At 70.2% G+C, this 18990-nt stretch carries 20 protein-coding genes; 7 read left to right on the top strand and 13 right to left on the bottom strand.

The window, feature by feature from the left end; translation table 11 throughout:
• The first annotated feature begins 87 nt into the window (after positions 1-87).
• Complete coding sequence (locus ACWDOP_RS20005) at positions 88-792, top strand: SDR family oxidoreductase (protein ID WP_456346287.1); 705 nt, start codon at positions 88-90, stop codon at positions 790-792.
• A gap of 87 nt (positions 793-879) precedes the next feature.
• Complete coding sequence (locus ACWDOP_RS20000; RefSeq protein WP_456346286.1) at positions 880-1683, top strand: polysaccharide deacetylase family protein; 804 nt, start codon at positions 880-882, stop codon at positions 1681-1683.
• A 228-nt stretch (positions 1684-1911) separates the two neighbouring features.
• Here ACWDOP_RS20000 and leuS read toward each other — a convergent pair whose 3' ends face one another.
• Complete coding sequence (gene leuS, locus ACWDOP_RS19995) at positions 1912-4788, bottom strand: leucine--tRNA ligase (RefSeq protein ID WP_454200968.1); 2877 nt, start codon at positions 4786-4788, stop codon at positions 1912-1914.
• Positions 4789-5004: 216 nt separating this feature from the next.
• Here leuS and ACWDOP_RS19990 point away from each other — a divergent pair, with 216 nt between their 5' ends.
• Complete coding sequence (locus tag ACWDOP_RS19990; protein WP_454200969.1) at positions 5005-5424, top strand: SdpI family protein; 420 nt, start codon at positions 5005-5007, stop codon at positions 5422-5424.
• 46 nt (positions 5425-5470) lie between these two features.
• Here the strand turns inward: ACWDOP_RS19990 and ACWDOP_RS19985 are convergent, their stop codons facing one another.
• From ACWDOP_RS19985 to ACWDOP_RS19965, 5 genes are all read right to left on the bottom strand, one after another.
• The gene (locus ACWDOP_RS19985) at positions 5471-5905 is read right to left on the bottom strand and encodes a GNAT family N-acetyltransferase (RefSeq protein ID WP_456346285.1); all 435 of its coding nucleotides are present in this window, start codon (positions 5903-5905) and stop codon (positions 5471-5473) included.
• A 101-nt stretch (positions 5906-6006) separates the two neighbouring features.
• Positions 6007-6297, bottom strand: a complete 291-nt coding sequence (locus tag ACWDOP_RS19980) for a hypothetical protein (protein WP_454200971.1) — start codon at positions 6295-6297, stop codon at positions 6007-6009.
• A 69-nt stretch (positions 6298-6366) separates the two neighbouring features.
• Complete coding sequence (locus ACWDOP_RS19975) at positions 6367-6873, bottom strand: hypothetical protein (RefSeq protein ID WP_456346284.1); 507 nt, start codon at positions 6871-6873, stop codon at positions 6367-6369.
• The gene (locus tag ACWDOP_RS19970) at positions 6870-7775 is read right to left on the bottom strand and encodes a DUF692 domain-containing protein (protein WP_456346352.1); all 906 of its coding nucleotides are present in this window, start codon (positions 7773-7775) and stop codon (positions 6870-6872) included. Before ACWDOP_RS19970 ends, ACWDOP_RS19975 begins: the two co-directional genes overlap by 4 nt.
• 20 nt (positions 7776-7795) lie before the next feature.
• A complete protein-coding gene (locus tag ACWDOP_RS19965) occupies positions 7796-8728 on the bottom strand; it encodes a TIGR04222 domain-containing membrane protein (protein ID WP_456346283.1) in 933 nt (310 codons plus the stop codon).
• A 104-nt stretch (positions 8729-8832) separates the two neighbouring features.
• On the opposite strand from ACWDOP_RS19965, the gene ACWDOP_RS19960 reads away from it, so the two are divergent.
• Positions 8833-9801: a bile acid:sodium symporter family protein gene (locus tag ACWDOP_RS19960; RefSeq protein ID WP_456346282.1), complete on the top strand. Its 969-nt coding sequence runs from the start codon at positions 8833-8835 to the stop codon at positions 9799-9801.
• Here the strand turns inward: ACWDOP_RS19960 and ACWDOP_RS19955 are convergent.
• The 4 genes from ACWDOP_RS19955 to ACWDOP_RS19940 are packed head-to-tail and all read right to left on the bottom strand — an operon-like array spanning position 9752 to position 14364.
• A complete protein-coding gene (locus ACWDOP_RS19955) occupies positions 9752-10867 on the bottom strand; it encodes an aminotransferase class I/II-fold pyridoxal phosphate-dependent enzyme (RefSeq protein ID WP_456346281.1) in 1116 nt (371 codons plus the stop codon). The two genes, ACWDOP_RS19960 and ACWDOP_RS19955, sit on opposite strands and share 50 nt — an antisense overlap.
• Positions 10864-11904 carry a 3-oxoacyl-ACP synthase III family protein gene (locus ACWDOP_RS19950; RefSeq protein ID WP_454200976.1) on the bottom strand — a complete coding sequence of 347 codons (1041 nt, stop codon included), beginning with the start codon at positions 11902-11904 and terminating at the stop codon, positions 10864-10866. The genes ACWDOP_RS19955 and ACWDOP_RS19950 overlap by 4 nt, the downstream gene beginning before the upstream one ends.
• Before the next feature lie 10 nt (positions 11905-11914).
• Entirely contained in the window at positions 11915-12583 is a 669-nt protein-coding gene (locus ACWDOP_RS19945; RefSeq protein ID WP_454200977.1) for an SRPBCC family protein, read from the bottom strand.
• A 2-nt stretch (positions 12584-12585) separates the two neighbouring features.
• Positions 12586-14364, bottom strand: a complete 1779-nt coding sequence (locus ACWDOP_RS19940; RefSeq protein WP_456346280.1) for a thiamine pyrophosphate-binding protein — start codon at positions 14362-14364, stop codon at positions 12586-12588.
• 160 nt (positions 14365-14524) lie between these two features.
• Here ACWDOP_RS19940 and ACWDOP_RS19935 point away from each other — a divergent pair, with 160 nt between their 5' ends.
• The 3 genes from ACWDOP_RS19935 to ACWDOP_RS19925 all read left to right on the top strand — a co-directional run bounded on the left by ACWDOP_RS19935 (position 14525) and on the right by ACWDOP_RS19925 (position 16885).
• Positions 14525-15040, top strand: a complete 516-nt coding sequence (locus ACWDOP_RS19935) for an EXLDI protein (RefSeq protein ID WP_456346279.1) — start codon at positions 14525-14527, stop codon at positions 15038-15040.
• Between the two features lie 121 nt (positions 15041-15161).
• On the top strand, positions 15162-16121 hold the full coding sequence (locus ACWDOP_RS19930; protein ID WP_456346278.1) for an ATP-binding cassette domain-containing protein: 960 nt from the start codon (positions 15162-15164) through the stop codon (positions 16119-16121).
• Positions 16118-16885 (top strand): ABC transporter permease, encoded by a 768-nt coding sequence (locus ACWDOP_RS19925; RefSeq protein ID WP_454200981.1) that lies wholly within the window; start codon positions 16118-16120, stop codon positions 16883-16885. Before ACWDOP_RS19930 ends, ACWDOP_RS19925 begins: the two co-directional genes overlap by 4 nt.
• Before the next feature lie 97 nt (positions 16886-16982).
• On the opposite strand, the gene ACWDOP_RS19920 is transcribed toward ACWDOP_RS19925, so the two are convergent.
• The 3 genes from ACWDOP_RS19920 to ACWDOP_RS19910 all read right to left on the bottom strand — a co-directional run bounded on the left by ACWDOP_RS19920 (position 16983) and on the right by ACWDOP_RS19910 (position 18967).
• Entirely contained in the window at positions 16983-17693 is a 711-nt protein-coding gene (locus ACWDOP_RS19920) for a zf-HC2 domain-containing protein (protein WP_456346277.1), read from the bottom strand.
• Complete coding sequence (locus tag ACWDOP_RS19915; RefSeq protein ID WP_456346276.1) at positions 17690-18271, bottom strand: sigma-70 family RNA polymerase sigma factor; 582 nt, start codon at positions 18269-18271, stop codon at positions 17690-17692. Before ACWDOP_RS19915 ends, ACWDOP_RS19920 begins: the two co-directional genes overlap by 4 nt.
• A 72-nt stretch (positions 18272-18343) precedes the next feature.
• A complete protein-coding gene (locus ACWDOP_RS19910; RefSeq protein ID WP_456346275.1) occupies positions 18344-18967 on the bottom strand; it encodes a YqgE/AlgH family protein in 624 nt (207 codons plus the stop codon).
• Positions 18968-18990: the final 23 nt, after the last annotated feature.

Here is an 18990-nt window from a genome sequence, read left to right as displayed (position 1 = left end):
GCACTCTGTTCGCCTTCTCATGATTCGAACCTGTGGTGTGCCTAGCCGGAGCATCGCCGCGCGGGGGCGCCCGGTTACGGTGTTCGCATGGCGAATTCCGCGAAGACCAGCACAGACCGGCCGACCGCGTTGATCACGGGCGCCAGTCGCGGGCTCGGCGCCGCCATCGCGCGGGAGCTGGCCCCCACGCACCGCCTGCTGGTGGGTGCCCGCACGCCCGCGGCCCTGGAACCGATCCTGCGCGAATTGCCCGGCGCCACAGGCTGGCCGGTCGATCTGACCGACTATCCCGCGGTCGCGCGAGCGACGGAAACGATCGAACGGCTGGACGTGGTCGTGCACAATGCCGGAATCGCCGACCTGGGAACGATAGCCGATTCGTCCGTTGCGCAGTGGCGGAATACCTTGGAAGGCAACCTGATCGCGGTGGCCGAACTGACGCGGCTACTGCTTCCGGCACTGCGTGCCGCGAACGGTCATGTGGTGCTGATCAATTCGGGCGCGGGCCTGCGCGCCAACGCCGGCTGGGGCGTCTACGCGGCGAGCAAATTCGGCCTGCGCGCCTTCGGCGACGCGCTGCGCCTCGAGGAGCCGGACCTGCGCGTCACCTCGATCCACCCGGGGCGGATCGACACCGACATGCAGCGCGAGATCATCGCCGGGGAACAGCGCGCCTACGAACCGAACGAGTTCCTCACCGCCGAGACGGTGGCGCGGACGGTGCGCAACGCGATCGAGACCCCGCGTGACGCGCATCCGACCGAGATCGTCCTGCGACCCGTGCCACGGTGACGACCCGCGGCGGATTTCCTCTCGATTCGAATCATTTCGCGTCATGTACGTGACTCGTTCACCCGGAATCGCTATAACCGGGGAGTTATGGACCGACGACATCTGCTCACCTGGCTGGCGGCCGGAACCGCGGTGGCCCTCACCGGGTGCACCGCGGCACGCAGTGACACGTTGCTCGACTCCGGATCCGGGGGCGGCACCCTGCCCGAGGCCGCGCCCGTCCCGGTCGGGCCGCGGCTGCCGCCGCCGCCCGGCGGGCCCCGGACGGCGATCCCGGCCGGGACCATCACGGCGCTGCCCGGCCCGGGCAACTCGCTGGCCCTGACCGTGGACGACGGCGCCAGCCCGGAGGTCGTCGGCGCGTACATCCGGTTCGCCCGGGACACCGGCGCGCGCTTCACCTTCTTCGTGACCGCCTACTACGACTCCTGGACCACGCACCGCGACGCCCTGCGGCCACTGGTGGATTCCGGGCAGATCCAGCTGGCCAATCACACCTGGGATCACGCCGACCTGACCGCGATCTCCGCCGGCGCGGTCTCGTCACAGCTGGATCAGGCGAAGCGGTTCCTGCGCAACAATTTCGGCGTGGACGGCACCCCGTACTATCGCCCGCCCTTCGGCCGTCACAACGCCACCGTCGACCGGGTCGCCGCCGATCTCGGCTACACGGTCCCGACCATGTGGTACGGCTCGCTCTCGGACTCCGGGGTGATCACCGAGCAGTACCTGATCGAGTGCGCCCACAGGTATTTCAACCCGCAGACGATCATCATCGGCCACGCCAACGCGCCCGCCGTGACCCACTGCTACGACCAGCTGGTCGAGATCATCCGCGAACGCAACCTGTCGATGGTGACGCTCGACGACGTTCTACTGCCGCCCGGCTAGGGCCCACTCCGGCCGGATCGGCCCGACCCCGCGCCGATCGGCCGGAGATCCGCGGGCATCCGGCTTGCGGCCGGCCCGGATATCGCCACTCGCTACCGCGGACCGGCGGTTTCCGACCACGTGAAGTTCGCGAGCGCCGCGGTCCGCTCGCGATGTATGTCGTTGCCGCACGGACGATTCGGGCCCGATGCGCACCGCGCACCGGGCCCGAATCGGATGTTCGCGTGGTCAGGCGACGATGTTCACCAGTCGCCCGGGGACCACGATGATCTTGCGGGGATCCTTGCCGCCCAGCAGTTCCGCGACCTTCGGATCGGCCAGCGCCGCGGCCTGCACCGCGGCCTGGTCGGCGTCGGCGGGGACGCTGATCCGGCTGCGGACCTTGCCGTTGACCTGGATCGGGTACTCCACCGAATCCGCCACCAGCAGCGCCGGATCCGCGGCCGGGAACGGGCCGTGCGCCAGGGACTCGGTGTGGCCCAGGCGTTCCCACAGTTCCTCCGCGATGTGCGGGGACATGGGGGCCAGCATCAGCACCAGCGGCTCGACCACCGCGCGCGGGGCGCCGTCACCGTAGTTCTTGGTCAGGTAGTTGGTCAGCTCGATCAGCTTCGCGCCCGCGGTGTTGTCCCGCAGGTTGGCGTAGTCGTCGTCGACCCCGGCGATCGTCTTGTGCACCAGGCGCAGCGCCTCGTCCGACGGCGCGTCCTCGGTGACCCGGACGGCGCCGGTCTCCTCGTCGACCACCAGTCGCCACACGCGCTGCAGGAAGCGCTGCGCGCCGACGACGTCCTTGGTCGACCACGGGCGCGAGGCATCCAGCGGGCCCATGGACATCTCGTAGAAGCGGAAGGTGTCCGCGCCGTACAGGTCGTACATCTCGTCCGGGGAGACGGCGTTCTTCAGCGACTTGCCGATCTTGCCGTACTCCTGGAACACCTCGATCTCGGTGCCGGTCGTATCGGTCCAGAAGAACTTGCCGTCGCGCTCGACGATCTCGGCGGCGGGCACGTACGCGCCGCGCTCGTCGGTGTACGCGAAGCCCTGGATGTAGCCCTGGTTGAACAGGCGGCGGTACGGCTCGCTGGAGGACACGTCGCCCAGATCGAACAGCACCTTCTGCCAGAAGCGCGCGTACAGCAGGTGCAGCACCGCGTGCTCCACGCCGCCGATGTACAGATCCACGCCGCCCGGATCCTTGGGACCGTGCTCGGCGGTGCGCGGGCCCAGCCAGTACTGCTCGTTCTCCTTGGCGCAGAACGCCTCCGAGTTGGTGGGGTCCGCGTAGCGCAGCTGGTACCAGGAGCTGCCCGCCCAGTTGGGCATGACGTTGGTGTCGCGGCGGTACCGCTTGGGGCCGTCGCCCAGATCCAGGGTGACGTTCACCCAGTCGGTGGCCTTGGCCAGCGGCGGGGACGGCTCGGAGTTCGCGTCGTCCGGGTCGAAGGTGACCGGTGCGAAGTCCTCGATCTCCGGCAGCGTCACCGGCAGCATGGATTCGGGCAGCGCGTGCGCCGCGCCGTCCTCGTCGTAGACGATGGGGAAGGGCTCACCCCAGTAGCGCTGCCGCGCGAACAGCCAGTCGCGCAGCTTGTACTGGATGGTGCCCCGGCCGTGGCCGTTCGCCTCCAACTCGGCGATGACCTTCGCCTTGGCGGCGTCGATCTCCAGCCCGTCCAGGTAGCCGGAGTTCACCAGGGTGCCCTCACCGGCGTAGGCGGCCTCGGAGACATCCCCGCCCGCGACTACTTCCACGATGGGCAGGCCGAAGGCGGAGGCGAACTCCCAGTCGCGCGGATCGTGGCCGGGCACCGCCATGATGGCCCCGGTGCCGTAGCCGCTCAGCACGTAGTCGGCGATGAAGATCGGCACGCGCGCGCCGTTCACCGGGTTGGTGGCGTAGGAACCCAGGAAGACGCCGGTCTTCTCCTTGCTCTCCTGACGCTCCAGATCCGACTTCGCGGCGATCGACTTGCGGTACGCCGCAACGGCTTCGGCCGGGGTGTCGGCGTTGCCGAAGGTCCAGCGCGCATCGGTGCCGGACGGCCAGGTGGCCTCGGTCAGCCGGTCGACCAGATCGTGTTCGGGGGCCAGCACCACGTAGGTCGCGCCGAACAGGGTGTCGGGACGGGTGGTGAAGACCTCGATGACGTCCGCGCCCGCGGTGAACTTGACCTGCGCGCCGCGCGAGCGCCCGATCCAGTTGCGCTGCATGGACTTCACGTTGTCCGGCCAGTCCAGCTCGTCCAGGTCGTCGACCAGGCGATCGGAGTAGGCGGTGATGCGCATCATCCACTGCCACAGGCGCTTACGGAACACCGGGAAGTTGCCGCGCTCGGAGCGGCCGTCCGCGGTGACCTCCTCGTTGGACAGCACGGTGCCCAGACCCGGGCACCAGTTGACGACCGAATCGGTCTGGTACACCAGGCGATAGGAGTCGATCAGGGTGTTGCGCTCGGCCGGGGACAGCTCACCCCAGGCCCGGTTGTCGGCGGGGACGGCGCGCCTGCCGGCCTCGAAGTCGGCGATCAGCTCCGAGATGGGGCGGGCGCGGCCGATGCCCTCGTCGTACCAGGCGTTGTAGATGCGCAGGAAGATCCACTGCGTCCATTTGTAGTACTCGGGGTCGGTGGTGGCGAAGGACCGGCGGCGGTCGTGGCCCAGGCCCAGCCTGTCCAGCTGGCGCTGCATGTTCGCGATGTTGGACTCGGTGGTCACCCGCGGGTGCGCGCCGGTCTGCACCGCGTACTGCTCGGCGGGCAGGCCGAAGGCGTCATAGCCCAGGGCGTGCAGCACATTTCGCCCGCGCATGCGGTGGAAGCGCGCGAAGACGTCGGTGGCGATGTAGCCCAGCGGGTGGCCGACGTGCAGGCCCGCGCCCGAGGGGTACGGGAACATGTCCTGCACGAACAGCTTGTCGGCCGGGGTCTCGCCGGCCAGCGGGCCGACCGGGTTGGGTGCGTGGAACGTGCCGCGTTCGCGCCAGGCCGCCTGCCACTTCTGCTCGACGCGACCGGCCAGGTCGGCGTTGTAACGGTGTGCGGGCACATCGCTGCCCCCACCCGCCGTCGCGGTGGGTGTGTCGGTTGCGGGAGTGTCCTGCACGGTCCTGCCTTCTTTACCTAGCCGATCCCCGATAAGGTCCGCCACCAGGGTAAAGCGTGGCTACCTCGGTCCCCAAAAAGGGTCCGAACCTCGCACCCCCGCCGTACCGGGCGCGATCCGGCGGGTTCGCCGCCGGACAGTGACCGCCGTCTCGTTCGCCCTCTCCTCCGATGGGTCGCGAACCCCGGCGAACCCGCCGGAGGTAAATTGGGGCGCGTGGCGGTCGTGGCGTTGATTCTGTTTGCTCTGTCGGTGGTGGCCGTGGTCACCGGGGTGCTCGGCTGGACCGGCACCATGCCGCCGAATCGTATCTTCGGCGTGCACTCCGACGAGGCGATCAAGTCCGAGGAGAACTACCGCCTCGCCAATCGCATCGCCGCCCCGACCTCGGTGGCCGCCGGCTTCCTGCTCGCCGCCAGCGGTGCGGTCGTGCTGGTCGCGGGCGGTATCGCGGCCATCGGCGTCGCCGCCGTCGCGGTGATCATCGCGCTGTTCACCCTGGGCGCGGGCGCGAACGCGGCCAACAACGCGCTGGCCGCGCTGGCCCCGGCCGAGGAGCCCGGCGGCTGCGGCAGCGCCTGCGGTTCCTGCTCGCTGCGCGACGCGTGCGAGCCCGCCGACGCCACCAACGGCTAGCCTCCGCTCGCCTGCCGATCCGGATCGGGATCCCGCCCGGGGCGGATCAGGACTCGGTGAGCGACTTGCGCATCCAGATGTGCGGAATGCCCGCGTCCATCTCGATCTCCCCGTACGCCTTGTAGCCGAGCCGTTCGTAGAAGCCCTCGGCCTGGGTCTGGGCGTGCAGTTCGAGCGCGGGCAGACCGCGTTCGCGCCCCCGGCCCTCGATGGCTCGCACGAGCGCCGCGCCCAGACCCGTGCCGCGGGCCTCCCGCAGCACGGCCAGCCGGCCCAGCACCCCCACCTCGTCGCGCACGATGAGCCGGCCGGCGCCGACCGGACGCCCGTCGAGCCGGGCCAGGAAGTGATCGGCGCTCGCGTCGAACTCGTCGAGTTCCAGCTCCGGGGGCACGCCCTGTTCGTCGACGAACACCCGGATCCGGACCGCGTACGCGTCGGCCAGCTCCCGGTCGGTGGACACCGTGCGGATTTCGATCATGAATTCAGCATGCCCCGGTGAGCGGGATCACCGGCGGGCAGAGCTCGATTCGCACTCGCCCGGCATCCGCGAGCCGCGCGGATCCGAGCCGGCGACGCCGGTCAGTGCTCGTCGTAGTGGCCGTCGTGGGCGGCGTGCCGGTGGCCGTCGTGGATGTAGTCCATGTGATCGCCGTGCGGCACCGCGACATGGCCGCAGCCCTCACCGTGTTCGTGGGTGTGCCCGGCGTGCTCGGCGTGGGACGAGGGCTCGCACTCGTCGTAGTGGCCGTCGTGCGCGCGGTGCAGGTGGCCGTCGTGGACGTAATCCACGTGATCGCCGTGCGGCACGGCAACATGCCCGCAGGCGGCGCCGTGCGCGTGATCGTGGTCGTTGTGCAGAACGTGAGTCATGGAACTTCCCTTTCGAGACGGATCAAGACACCTTCCAGCAAACAGATACGAACATTAGCACTGATGCATCTATCGCCCGAATCGGCGACGACCGCCCGTCCGGGGCGGGGGCACGCCGATGTGCGCCGCGAACGCCGCGGCGTCGGCCGCGGTGGTGGTCTTGGGTCTGGTGGCCGCCCACTCCAAAAATCGGGCCGTGAACTCGGGTCCGCACGCGTACGCGAACACGGGAAAACGGGCGGCCACCTCACCGGCCCGCTTGTGCAACAGCGCGTGCGCGGTGGCGGCCAGATCCGCGGCGTCGAAGCCGGGTGGCGCCGCCGCGCCCGCGACCAGCGCGCGCACCAGCGCCTCCTGCTGGTCGGCCAGGCTCGGCTGGGGAGTGGGTGCCCCCGAGGGTCCGGTCCGATCCGCCGAATCGTCGCCGGCCGTGTCGAAACCCGATGGTGCCGGGACGCCCGCTGCCGGGGTGAGGTGGTCCTCGGATCGGCGGTCATACAGACCGGACCCGAGTTCGGACGACGGTTCCCGGGCGGCGGCCGTGCCGGTGGCGGGATTCCCGTTGCCGGTGCTCATGTCGGCAGCGGCGCGGGCCGCGAGGTGATCGCCGGGCGGCGGGCGGCCACGGCGATCGCGTTCAACTCGGCGAGCAGTTCGGTTGCGGGCGGGTAGTTTCCGTCGCGTTCCAGCATCAGCGGAACCGGGCGGGACGGGGCGAATTCGGCGACCAGGGCCAGCACCTCGGCGGGCACGGCGTGCACGTGGGTGTCGTGATAGCGGCCCGCAACCTCCCGGCCACCGGCGACGTGGCAGTACGCGATGCGTTCGGCGGGCAGGCGCAGCAATTCCGTGAGCGGATCGCGAGAACTGTTGCGGGCGTTGGCGTAGACGTTCGCGATATCCAGCAGCAAATGAACGCCGGTGCGCTCCAGGAGTTCTCGAAGGAATTCCGCCTCGGTGAATTCCGCGTCCGGCCAGTCGAAGAGCGCGGCGATATTCTCCACCGCGAGCGGCACGGGCAATTCCCGCTGCACCCGGGAGATATTGCGCACCAGGGCATCGAGCGCCTCCCGGGTGCGGGGGACCGGCAGCAGGTGCCCGGCCTCCACCCCGCCCGCGCGGACGAACGCGATGTGCTCGCTCACGACCGGCGACCCCAGGGCGCTCGCGCAGGCGGCCAGGTGGGCGATCCGCCGCTCGTCGACCGCCTCCGCGCCGCCGAGCGAGAGTGAGATGCCGTGCGGCACAGCGGGTACGCCGCGCGCGATCAAGGCCGACAGCTCGTCCGGCACGGTGATCCCGGCCCGCCGCCGCCACCTACCCGCCGGGGCGCGCAACGATTCCGCGATCACCTCGCAGAACCCGATCCCGTCGAGATCGGCGATCATGCCGCAGATCTCGGGCCGCCACCCGATCCCGATCACCCCGGCCGGCAGCGGTCCGTCGCCGTGGCGGGGACCGCCGTCGCCGTCCGGCATGCCGATGTCGCCGTGGCCGGTCATCCGCCGCAGCCTCCGCCACCACCGCAACCCCCGCCGCCGCAACTGCTTCCGCCGCCGCTGTCGCCGCCCGAGCAGCTGCTGCCGCCGCCGCTGAAGTCGCCGCCCGACGCGCTGACCGTGCCCGTCGCGCCCGCGAGGCCGGGATCGGCGCTCCACAGCACGGCCGCGCCGAACAGGGCCACGGCGACCGCCGCGCTCTCGGCGCCATAGGCGGCGTAGGCGGGGGAACGATCGGGGCGCAGATGGCCGTTGCGGCGCGTGGCCTCGGCGATGGCGGCACGACCGCGCCGGGTCAGCCGGGGCGGCTGGATCAGCAGCCGGGTGGCCGTGAGCAGCACGAAGATACTGATGACGAGGTAGATCACCGGCCGGTGATTGTCCAGGCCCGCGAAGAACCGCAGCACGCCGACCGCCAGCAGTGCCCACAGCGGAATGGCGGACAGCCGCAGCGCTCGTCGCTGGTCGTCGCCGAACAGATAGCCGCGCTTGCCCAGCGAGACGCGCACCGCGTCCAGTGCGCCCCGTGCCGCCTTCAGCAGTGCGGGTACCTTGCGGTCGGCCGAGACGCGCAGATGCGCGTACACCGCCCGCGACACCGGGTCCAGCGCATCGAGTTCCTGCGTGGAGACGGCGCGGCAGGGCACGCCGGCGGAGTCGATGAGCCCGCGTCCGCGCAGGAACGTGAGGGCGGCGAGCACCGCGCGCCGGTCGTCGAACAGCAGCGCGGTCTCGATCGGATTCAGCGGTCCCGCATAGGGATCGGCGGCGCCCTGCGAGCGCGCGAGGTGCACGCGCTGCCCGATGACGAAGACTCCGCCCGCCAGCGCGGCCAGCCAGAACAGCGCCAGGAACGTCGGCCCGGACATCCCCCAGGTCTCCGCGGCGAGGGCCGGGGCGTGCGTACCGGCCAGTGTGGTCCAGGGAACCATGGCATTCCACCTCGGAACTCGTGCGTGCGGTCGATCGACATCAGTATCGCGGTCGTCCGGGTGCGGTGTTAATCCTTTTCGCCGGGGGTGATTAGCCTTGACCCGTGCGATTTCTCAGCAAGTTCTATATCGACGGATTCATTTTGTCGATCCTCGCCGTCATCGCCGTGGCCAGTATTTTTCCGGCACGGGGCGACGCCGCCGATATTGTGAGCTGGCTCACCAAGATTGCTATCGCATTGCTGTTCTTTCTGTACGGCGCGCGCCTTTCCCCGAACGAGGCCGTCGAGGGCCTCAAACACTGGCGCCTGCACCTGGTGGTGCTCGCCTGCACCTTCGTGCTGTTCCCCGTGCTCGGGGTGGCCGCGCACCTGCTGGTGCCGGGCGTGCTGACCGAGGACCTCTACACCGGCCTGCTGTTCCTGTGCCTGGTGCCCTCGACCGTGCAGTCCTCGATCGCCTTCACCTCCATCGCCAAGGGCAACGTGGCCGGTGCGATCGTCAGCGCCACCGTCTCGAATCTGCTCGGCGTCTTCCTGACCCCGGCGCTGGTCATCCTGCTCATGAACACCACGGGCCAGGCGCGGGTGGACCCGTCCGCGATCCTCGACATCGTGCTGCAGCTGCTGGTCCCGTTCTTCCTCGGGCAGCTCGTCCGGCCGCGAATCAAGGACTGGATGGCCCGCTACGCCGAACCGACGAAGCTCGTGGATCGCGGCTCGATCCTGCTGGTGGTCTACAGCGCCTTCAGCGCGGGCATGGTGGAGGGCATCTGGCACGCCATGTCGCCGTGGCGGATCCTGGCGCTGCTCGCGGTCTGCTGCGTGCTCCTGGCGCTGGTCATCGCCGCGACCATGGCGGCCGGTCGCGCGGCGGGGTTCAACCGCGAGGACCGCATCGTCGTCGTGTTCTGCGGTTCCAAGAAGAGTCTCGCCACCGGCCTGCCCATGGCGACCGTGCTGTTCGCGGGGTCACCGATCGGCCTGATCGTGTTGCCCCTCATGCTCTTTCACCAGGTGCAGCTCATCGTCTGCGCGGCCCTGGCGCAGCGCTGGGCCCGCACGGCACCGTGAGGGCGATCAGGTGACTGTCGTCGGGGGCGAGCGCGCGGGCGCGCGGCTCACGGTCGCCGGTGAGGGCGCGTAGCACGGCGGTGTCCGCGGCGGGGTCGCCGACGGCCACGCGCACGCTGCCGTCCGGGTAGCGCTTGGCCACGATGCCCGCGCGGGCCAGCGCCGGTGCGATGCCGGCGCCGGGGAGGTAGAGGAAGTTGGCGCTGCTGCGCGGTACGCGGATGCCCGCCCGTCGCAGCGCGGTGCGCAGGAGTTCGCGTTGGGTGGTGATGCGCAGGATGCGTTCGCCCAGTTCGAATTCGGCGGCGTACGAGGCGCGGACCGCCGCGACGGCGAGCGCGGGGATGCCGAAGGGCAGTTGCAGTCGCCGCACCCGGCGGATCAGCGCGGGGTCGCCGAAGGCGTAGCCGATGCGCAGCCCGGCCAGGCCGTACGCCTTCGAAAAGGTCCGCAGCACCAGCACATTCGGGTGCCGGCGCACCAGCTCGACGGTGTCCAGGACCTCGCTCGCGCCGAGGAATTCCAGGTACGCCTCGTCGAGCAGGACGGGCACCCCGGCGGGGACCGCGCACAGGAACGCGCCGAGTTCGCTGCGGGAGAGCACCGTGCCGGTGGGATTGTGCGGCCGGCAGACCGCGACGAGGCCGGTGTCCGCGTCGACGAGCCGGGCCATGGCCCACACGTCCTGGCGTCCGCGCAGGTCCACCGGCACCGGGACCGGCCGCAATCCGGTCATGCCCGCCAGGATCGGGTAGCCGTCGAAGGTGGGCGCGGCGAAGACGAAAGGCGCGCCCCGGCGGGGGAGCGTCTGCATGATCTGCATCGCGACGCCGGTCGCGCCCGCGCCGACCACCACCTGATCCGCACGCACGCCGATGTGCCCGGCGATCAGTTCGGACAGTCGCAGCGGCGCGAACTCCGGGTACCGATTCGCGCCGGCCAGGGCCTCGTCCAGCGCGTCCAGCACCGAGGGCAGCGGCGGGAAGGGGTTCTCGCTCAGGCTCAGATCGAAGCGCTCGGTCTCGAAGCGGCCGGTCGCGACGTGGTACGACTCGAGAGCGGTCATCGCGCCGCACCCCAGCGCACGGCCGCCGCGCCCGCGAAGTCGCCCGCGTGCGCGAACGCCGCCATGAGCACCACCGAACCGTTGCGCAGCCGCCCGGCGGAGTTCTCGGTGTCCAGGGTGACCGGAATGCCCGCGGCGAACAGGTTTCCGCAGTGATCGAAGGTGTCGGGGTGCCGTTCGGCGGGCAGTTCGAGCGCGTCGTGCCAGTTGCGCAGGAACAGGCGGTTGGGCTGATTGGTGACCAGGGTGTCGATGTCGCTGCTCTTGACCCCGATGCGCTTGCACACCGCCTGCGCGACCTCGGGCACCAGCCGATTGCCGCGCGTGAACACCTTGGCCACTTTGGATTCGGTGAAGGTGACGCACGCCTGACCGGAGCCGGGCTGCCAGTACTTGCGCTCGGAGCCGGTGTCGAAATCCATGTCCCCGGCGAACTCGGGGTAGGTCCGGCATTCGATGTCGAGGATGGGCGCGGCGCTGTTCTTGACCAGCAATCCGACCCCGCAGCCGTCGCCCGGCACCGGGGCCTGTGCGAGACCGCGGATGTCGGGCTGGGTGAAAACCGGTCCCGCGCAGTTCTGGGTGGTGACGATGAGGGCGGTGCGCGCATCGGTGGTCCGCAGCACGGTGCGGGCCAGCCACATCATGTGCACGAAGGCCGCGCACCCGCCGTTGTGCACGTCGAAGACGTAGCGGGGGCGCATGTTCAGCCTGCGCGCCATCTCCCCGCCGGGGCCGAGCACCGGATTGTCCGGCAGCTGGGTATGGGTCAGCAGCACATCGATCTTCGAGAGCTCTTGCGCCCCATGTCTTTCCACCAGCGGCGCGACCGCCCGCTCGGCCATGTCGACCGCGGTCTCGTCGGGCCCGCGGTGGTGCCGGCCGGTGGGCGCGCGGAACATCACGTTCTTGGCCATGCGCTCGGATCGTGAGTAGCGCGTGAAGTATTCGGTGCCCACGGGTTCGCCGGGCAGGTACGAGGCGACGTCGAGCAGGCTGACGGCGGGGGTGACGAGGGCGGGATCGGTGAAGTCCATGGCGCACACCTCATCTCATCCAGGTGGGGGTGAGCGGGAGCCCGTGTGCGGCCCGGTACTCGGCGATGGCCCTGAGATTGTCGAGTTCGAGTTGGTGCCCGGCGGAGAACATCTCCCAGAAGTCGCCGACCCACACCTTGCGGTCGCCGGGCGCGCTGTCGCGGTACGGGTTCTCGTCGTAGAACGGGTGGTGGCAGTTGGTCCAGAGCACCACCGATCCCGGCTTGTCGAACACCACCTGCGCGTCGACCACCCGCAGCAGGTAGATCATCCACAGGTGGTCGGGCTGATCCCAGGCGCAGTGGTAGTCGACGGTCATGGCGTCGGGGTTGGCGACGGTCCGCGTGAAGATGCGGGTGTTGTCGCCGAGCCGGTCGTAGGACTCCCACAGTCCGGGCGTCGCGGTCTCGGTGAACCCGCGCAGGCTGTAGGTCCACTCCTCGAGCGAGCGGGTGTCGGCGAGGTAGTCGTAGAGTTCGCGCGGCGGCGCGTCGATGTGGCCCTGGACCGTGCAGTACTCGCCGAAGACCTGATCGTGGGGATAGACCGAGCGCAGCATGTCCAGAATGATCGGGGTGGTGGCCTCGCGGTCCGAGGTCTCGATGCGCAGGACGCCGGGCACATCCGGGGGCAGGTCCTCGAGGGCGGGGAGTCGCTCGGGTCGGGTCGAACTGGTCACGGTTACCTCCGGGGTGCCGTCAGGAACGGTGTGAAGGGCGGGATCTCGTCGGGATCGCAGTCGACGGCGATGCACGACGGTCCGGGACTGCCGAGGCAATGCCGCAGCGCGGCACGGAGTTCGGCGCGGGTGGTGGGTGCGTGGGCGCACAGATCCGGGAACATGGCGGCCAGACCGGCGCCCGGATTCGCCGGCCGAAACCGGTTGAAGCTGTATCGATCCCGGTAGTAGAGCTGTTCGCGGGTGACGCACATGGCGTGCGCGTTGTTGTTGAACAGGACGAAGGTGATCGGTAACCCGTATTCGATCGCGGTGTGGATCTCCATGCCGTGCATGTAGAAGGCGCCGTCGCCGGCGATCACGAACGTGCGCCGGAGGCCGCCGTCCCCGCGGTGCCGCCGCGCGAACGCCGAGCCGATGCCCGCGCCGAAGGCGTACCCCATGCCGCCCATGCCCAGGGCGACGGTGAAGCGCCCGCCCCGGGGCAGGCGCAGGTGATGCGTCACCGCGGCGCCGGTGTTTCCGGCATCGGCGAAAACGTCTGCCCCGGGCGGCAACTCGGCGTTGATGGTCTCCACCACCGTGCGGTAGCGCAGTCCCGGCCCCGTGGCCGGGGGCACCTCGAGCGCGGTGACGGCGGCGGCGGGAGCCGGTGGACCGGTCGCGTCGCGGTCCGCCTCGAAACGCGCGCGGCGCGGGGACGTTTCGGCGCTCCCGCCGACGGCGAGCACGGCGATCGGCGCGGACGGCGCCAGTGCGCCGGTCAGTTCGGCGAGCGCCGGTCCCAGGTCGGCTCCGCGCGCGTGAATCGAAGGCAGGAAGGGGATTTCGGCGCCGACGCTGGCCAGCGGCACGGCCCGCAGCGCGTCCTCCAGCCCGGCCCGGTCGGTCACCGGCATTCGGGCCCCGACCAGCAGGCACAGTGCGGCGGCGTCGAGCGCGGCGCGCGTCCCGGGGTGGCCCATGCTGCCGACGAGGCCGCAGAAGCCCGGGTCGGCGTGGTGGTAGACGTCGATGGCGTCCGGGGCCACCGCGACGGCGGCGCCGAGCACCGCGGCCAGCTCGGCGAGTTCGGCGCGCGCGTCGTCCCGGGCGACCTGGGCGCCCGCGATGATCAGCACCCGGCCCAGCTCGCGCGCGGTGCGCACGGTGTCCGCGACCCGGTGCAGGCTCGCGGCGGGCGGCCGGTACGGGCGCGGCGGCGGCGTGAACTCGGGGGCGAGCAGATCGGCCTGCTGAATGTCCTTGGGCAGCAGCAGGATCGCCGGTCCGCCGCCGTGCCCGCCGGTGTCCGGATCGTCCCCGCGCGCGGCGCGCACCGCGCGGGTGAGGTGAGCGGGCAGGTCGGCGGCCGCGTCGACGCGCGCACAGTAGCGCGAGACCGGCGTGAACAGCCGGACCGCGTCGATGGCGCCGGCCCGCCCGCTCGTGTCCTGGAAGGCGCCCTTGCCCTCCAGGACGGTCGGGGGCTGGCCGATCAGGGCCAGGACGGGAACCCGGGAGGCGAAGGACTCGGCGAGTCCGGGGACCAGATTCATGGCGCCGCCGCCGGAGGTGGCCGCCACGACGCCGAGCCCGGAGGTGGAGCGCGCGTAGCCGTCGGCCATGGTCGCGGCGGCGAATTCGTGCTTGGCCACGACGGCGGTGAGCAGGCGCCGATGATCGTGCGCCGCGTCGTACAGGTCTTCGATATTGGCCCCGCCGACCCCGAACAGGTGTCGCACCCCCAGCGTGGAAATCGCTCTGACCAGGTGATCCACCACTCGTGTTCCATTGTGCATGGGCGGCTCCTCTCGGCGCCGGACACCGGATGCCCGAGTCGGTTCTACCCGGGGATACGAGGGTGGGCGGGCCGCGGTTCAATCGGCGGGCGCGGCCGGTTCCCGGGCGAGTTCGCCGCCCCTCTTGCAATGTATGTATACGTCTACGTATAGTTGGCTCATGCCGAACAAGACGATCTACGTATCCGATGACGACCTCCAGCTGTTCACACGTGCGCAGGAACTGGTCGGGGGCAATTTGTCGGGCGCGATCGTGACGGCGCTGCGCCGGTTCATCGAACTCGAGGAGGGCCGCCTCGAGGGCTACGACGAAGTGGTCCTCAAGCTCGGCAAGGACGGGGTGCGGCAGGTGCGCTTCTCGGCCACCCTGCTCACCGAATGGCACCAGGTCACCGACAAGCGCGTCGAGGACATCCGGGTGTACCGCACCCGCAAGGGCGCGTACGCGGTGCACAGTCACTTCTCCAACTGGAGCGAATTCCCCACCGACACCAACATTCTCAAGGACTGGAAGCAGTGGCGCCGCCTGCTCGGGGTCGGCGAACAGGACTGGGGCGATTACGAACTCGTGGTCGTGGAGGAACTGCACGAACTCGAGAAGCTGATCCCCCAGCGCCTCTACGCCCGCCTGGTCGACGCCGCCGAACACCCGAACGTCGAAGTCCTCGATATCTGATCCCCACGGGGCGGCATCCGCTCTCGCACAACCGAACAGCTCATCGCTTTGATCGCAGCCTCTGCGGTCACGGCTCACCCGAAGCATGCATTCATGCGTACCCATTGATTCGAGGGGAACAATGAACCACGATCCGAGCACGGCGGCGATCACCGCGACCGGCCTGTGCAAATCCTTCGGCGAGCAGATAGTGCTCGACCGCATCGACTTCCGCGTCGACCGCGGCAGCATCTTCGCGCTGCTCGGCCCGAACGGCGCGGGCAAGACCACCACCGTGCGGATCCTGTCGACCCTCATGCGCGCCGACGGCGGCGACATCCGGGTCGGCGGGCACGATCTCGCGACCGAACCGGAGCGGGTGCGCTCGGTGATCGGGGTGACCGGACAGTTCTCCGCGGTCGACGAACTGCTCACCGGCCGCGAAAACCTGCTGCTCATGGGCGATCTGCGGCATCTGCCGCGGGCCGAGAGCCGGCGGCGGGCCGGCGAACTGCTGGAGCGGTTCGATCTGGTCGATGCCGCGGACAAGCCCGCGGGCAGCTACTCCGGCGGGATGACCCGCCGCCTCGACCTGGCCATGACCCTGGTCGGCGACCCGAGCGTGATCTTCCTCGACGAACCCACCGTCGGCCTGGATCCGCGCAGCCGCCGTGCCATGTGGGACATCATTCGCGAACTGGTCCGAGGCGGGGTGAGCATCCTGCTCACCACCCAGTACCTGGAAGAAGCCGATCAACTCGCGGATCGCATCGCGGTGCTGCACGGCGGCAGGCTGGTCGCGGAGGGCACCGCCGATCAACTCAAACGCCTGGTGCCGGGCGGCTACATCCGGCTCGACTTCGCCGACCGGGACCAATTGACCGACGCCGCACAGGTATTGGGTACCGCCGCGCAGGTCAACGGCGATCTCACGCTGGCCGTCCCCAGCGACGGCGGCGTGCGCTCGGTGCGCGAGGTGATCGACCGCCTCGACGCCGCGCGCATCGAACCCGCCGGGCTGTCGGTGCACACGCCCGACCTGGACGACGTCTTCCTCGCCCTCACCGGCGGACACACCACGAGCAAGGAGAACGCGCGATGAGCGCCCTGGCCACCGCCTACGCCGATTCCGCCACGATGCTGCGCCGGAACATGGTGCACGCCAAGCGATATCCCTCGATGACCTTCAGCATGATCCTGATGCCGATCGTGCTGCTGCTGGTGTTCAACTACGTGTTCGGCGGCGCGCTGGGCGCCTCCACCGGCAAGTACATCGACTACCTCACCCCCGGCATGATGCTCATCATCCCGGCGTACATGATCGCCGGCGTGGCGGTCTCCATGTGCACGGACATGACCAAGGGCATCGTCGATCGCTTTCGCACCATGCACATCTCGCAGTCGTCGGTGCTGACCGGACAGGTCGTCGGCAGCTGGATCCAGGGCATGCTGGGCGTGGCGGCGATGACCGGCGTCGCGGTGCTGGTCGGGTTCCGGCCGTCCGCGACCCCGGTGGAGTGGCTGGCCGCGATCGGGCTCATCGGCCTGGTGTTCTTCGCGCTGAACTGGCTCGGGGTCGCGTTCGGTCTGCTCGCCCAGACGCCGGAGAGCGCGAGCAACATGCCCATGCCGATCCTGTTGCTGCCCTTCCTCGGCAGCGGTCTGGTGCCCACCGACACCATGCCCGCCGGTGTCCGGCACTTCGCCGAGTACCAGCCCTTCACCCCGATCACCGAGACCCTGCGCGGCCTGCTCATGGGCACCGAGATCGGTAACAACGGCATCATGGCGCTGGCCTGGTGCGTCGGCATCGCGGTGCTCGGATTCTTCTGGTCCACATCGCTTTTCCGCCGCCGCGCCAACTGATCCCCGGCGCCTGAACGACACCCGCACGTCGCGATGACGGCGCACCCGAGCAGGGTGCGCCGCTTTCGTGCGTTCCGGTGCGGTTCGACCCCGAACCTCAGATATCTGCCGCCAGTAGGACTTTCCCGTACCCGTTGCGGACCTCGACGGCGCGCAGGCGGTCCGGCGCGACTGAGGTCGTACCGTCCGGGGTGAAGACCCGACCCGGAACCGCCGTCCACTCCGCCAGTTTGGATTGCGTACCGTCGTCGCGCACGACCCACAGCGACAGCTGCCAGGAGTAGACGTCCTCGGACGGCGGGTAGTCGCACCGCATGTCCACCCGGGTCTGCCCGTCCACCACCCGCACCTCGAACGTCGCGGTGATCGGCGTCTCGACCCGGGCCAGGAGCGGGCCCTGCGCAACCACCTCCACCGCCGGGCGCTGGTGCTCGACCACCGCGGCCGTCACCGGAACGGCGACGCACGCGGCCGCCGCCGCTGCCGCGATGGCGCCGCCCGCGGCCCACCGGCGCCGGCGTACACGCGCGCGGGCGGCCCGCGCGGCCAGGCCGGGCAGCAGGCGCTCGGGCGGTGGCGGCACCGTGTCCGGTGGATCCGGCCGGGCCGCGAGCGATATCGCCGTCTCCGGATCGACCAGCGTCAGCAGCCCGGGCAGCCCCGTCAGCTCGGCCACCGCCGCGCGGCAGGGTGCGCAGCCGGCCAGGTGCTCCTCGTACGCGCGGCGTTCGGCGCGGGCGAGAGCGCCGAGCACGTACGCGCCGTCCCAGGTCGTGAACCCTTCGCAGAGTTCATGTTCCGCGGTCATCTCGTCACCCCCATCTCCTGCAACGCCAGTCGTAGCGCCCGCATGCCGTAGTGCATGCGGGACTTCACGGTGCCCTCGGGAATGTCCAGCTCCGCGGCGATCTGGTGGGTGGACAGGCCCCGGTAGTAGGCCCGCACGATGACATCGCGGTGATCGGCGCTCAAGCGCGCGAGGGCGTCGGCGACCAGCCAGCCGTCCAGGGCGCGATCGGATTGGTCGGGCGTTACCTGCTCCGGCGGATGATCGGTGCGCAGCTCCCGCCGATTGCGCGCGGATCGATGTTCGTCCACCGCCAGATGCCTGGCCACGGTGAACAACCAGGCGCGGGCGGAGGTGGTGGACTGATCCAGGATCGCCGGGCGCTGCCAGGCGCGCAGCAGGGTCTCCTGCACGATGTCCTCGGCCCGCCCCGGATCGCCGACCAGGCCGAAGGTGAACCGCCACAGCGGTGCCGCGTGCTCGTCGTACAGCGCCCGCAACAGGGCCTCGGCGTCGTCCGCGGGCGCCCGGACCGGCACCGGCGGATCCGGCGGCCGGGAGTCCGGTCGCCGGTCGGATTCGCCCGGCACAGTGCCCATGACCTCACCGAATCAGTCGGCGGATACCGCTGTTCCCGCTGTCCACACCCGAACCACGGTGTGGGCCGCGATTCAGTTCGATCGGGTGCGCGGCGAGTCGACCGGGTGGGTGGCCAGCAGCGAGAGCGGCAACGGCTGCCGCCGCAGCACGCGGCCCCACAGGTCGACCCGGCCGGCGAGCGGATCGCCCGGCAGCGCCGAGAGCACGATCCAGTCGCCCCGATCCAGTTCACCTTCGAGCTGGCCGAAGGTCCAGCCCGCGTAGCCCGCGAAGACCCGCAGGCCCTCGATGAGCGGTGCGATGCGGTCGGGGTCGGAATCCAGGTTCACCAGCGCCACCCGGCCGTCCACCCGCCGCAGCCCGGGTACCCCGGCGATGGTGGCGCCGATCTTCAGGGTGGCCAGGCACAGGGCGGAATCGCGCTGCACCGGTCCGCCGAGATAGAGGGTGTCCGGATCGGCCGCCAGCGCGCTCCAATCCGGTAGGACTTCCGCGACCGGGGTCTCGCTGGGCCGGTTGAGGATTACCCCCCGACTGCCCGCCTCGTTGTGTTCGACGATGTACACGACTGTGCGTCGAAACGCCGGTTCCGTGAGGTCGGTCGCGGACACCAGCAGCGTCCCCGGACGCACGACCTGGTCCTCATGCCGGAATTCGCGTCTAGAACTGTCGCCATGTTCTTCTGCGCGTGCCACCCCGCCATCATTCCACCGTGGCA

It is taken from the genome of Nocardia sp. NPDC003693 (assembly GCF_053981095.1).
This window is presented reverse-complemented; position numbering and strand designations above follow the sequence as displayed.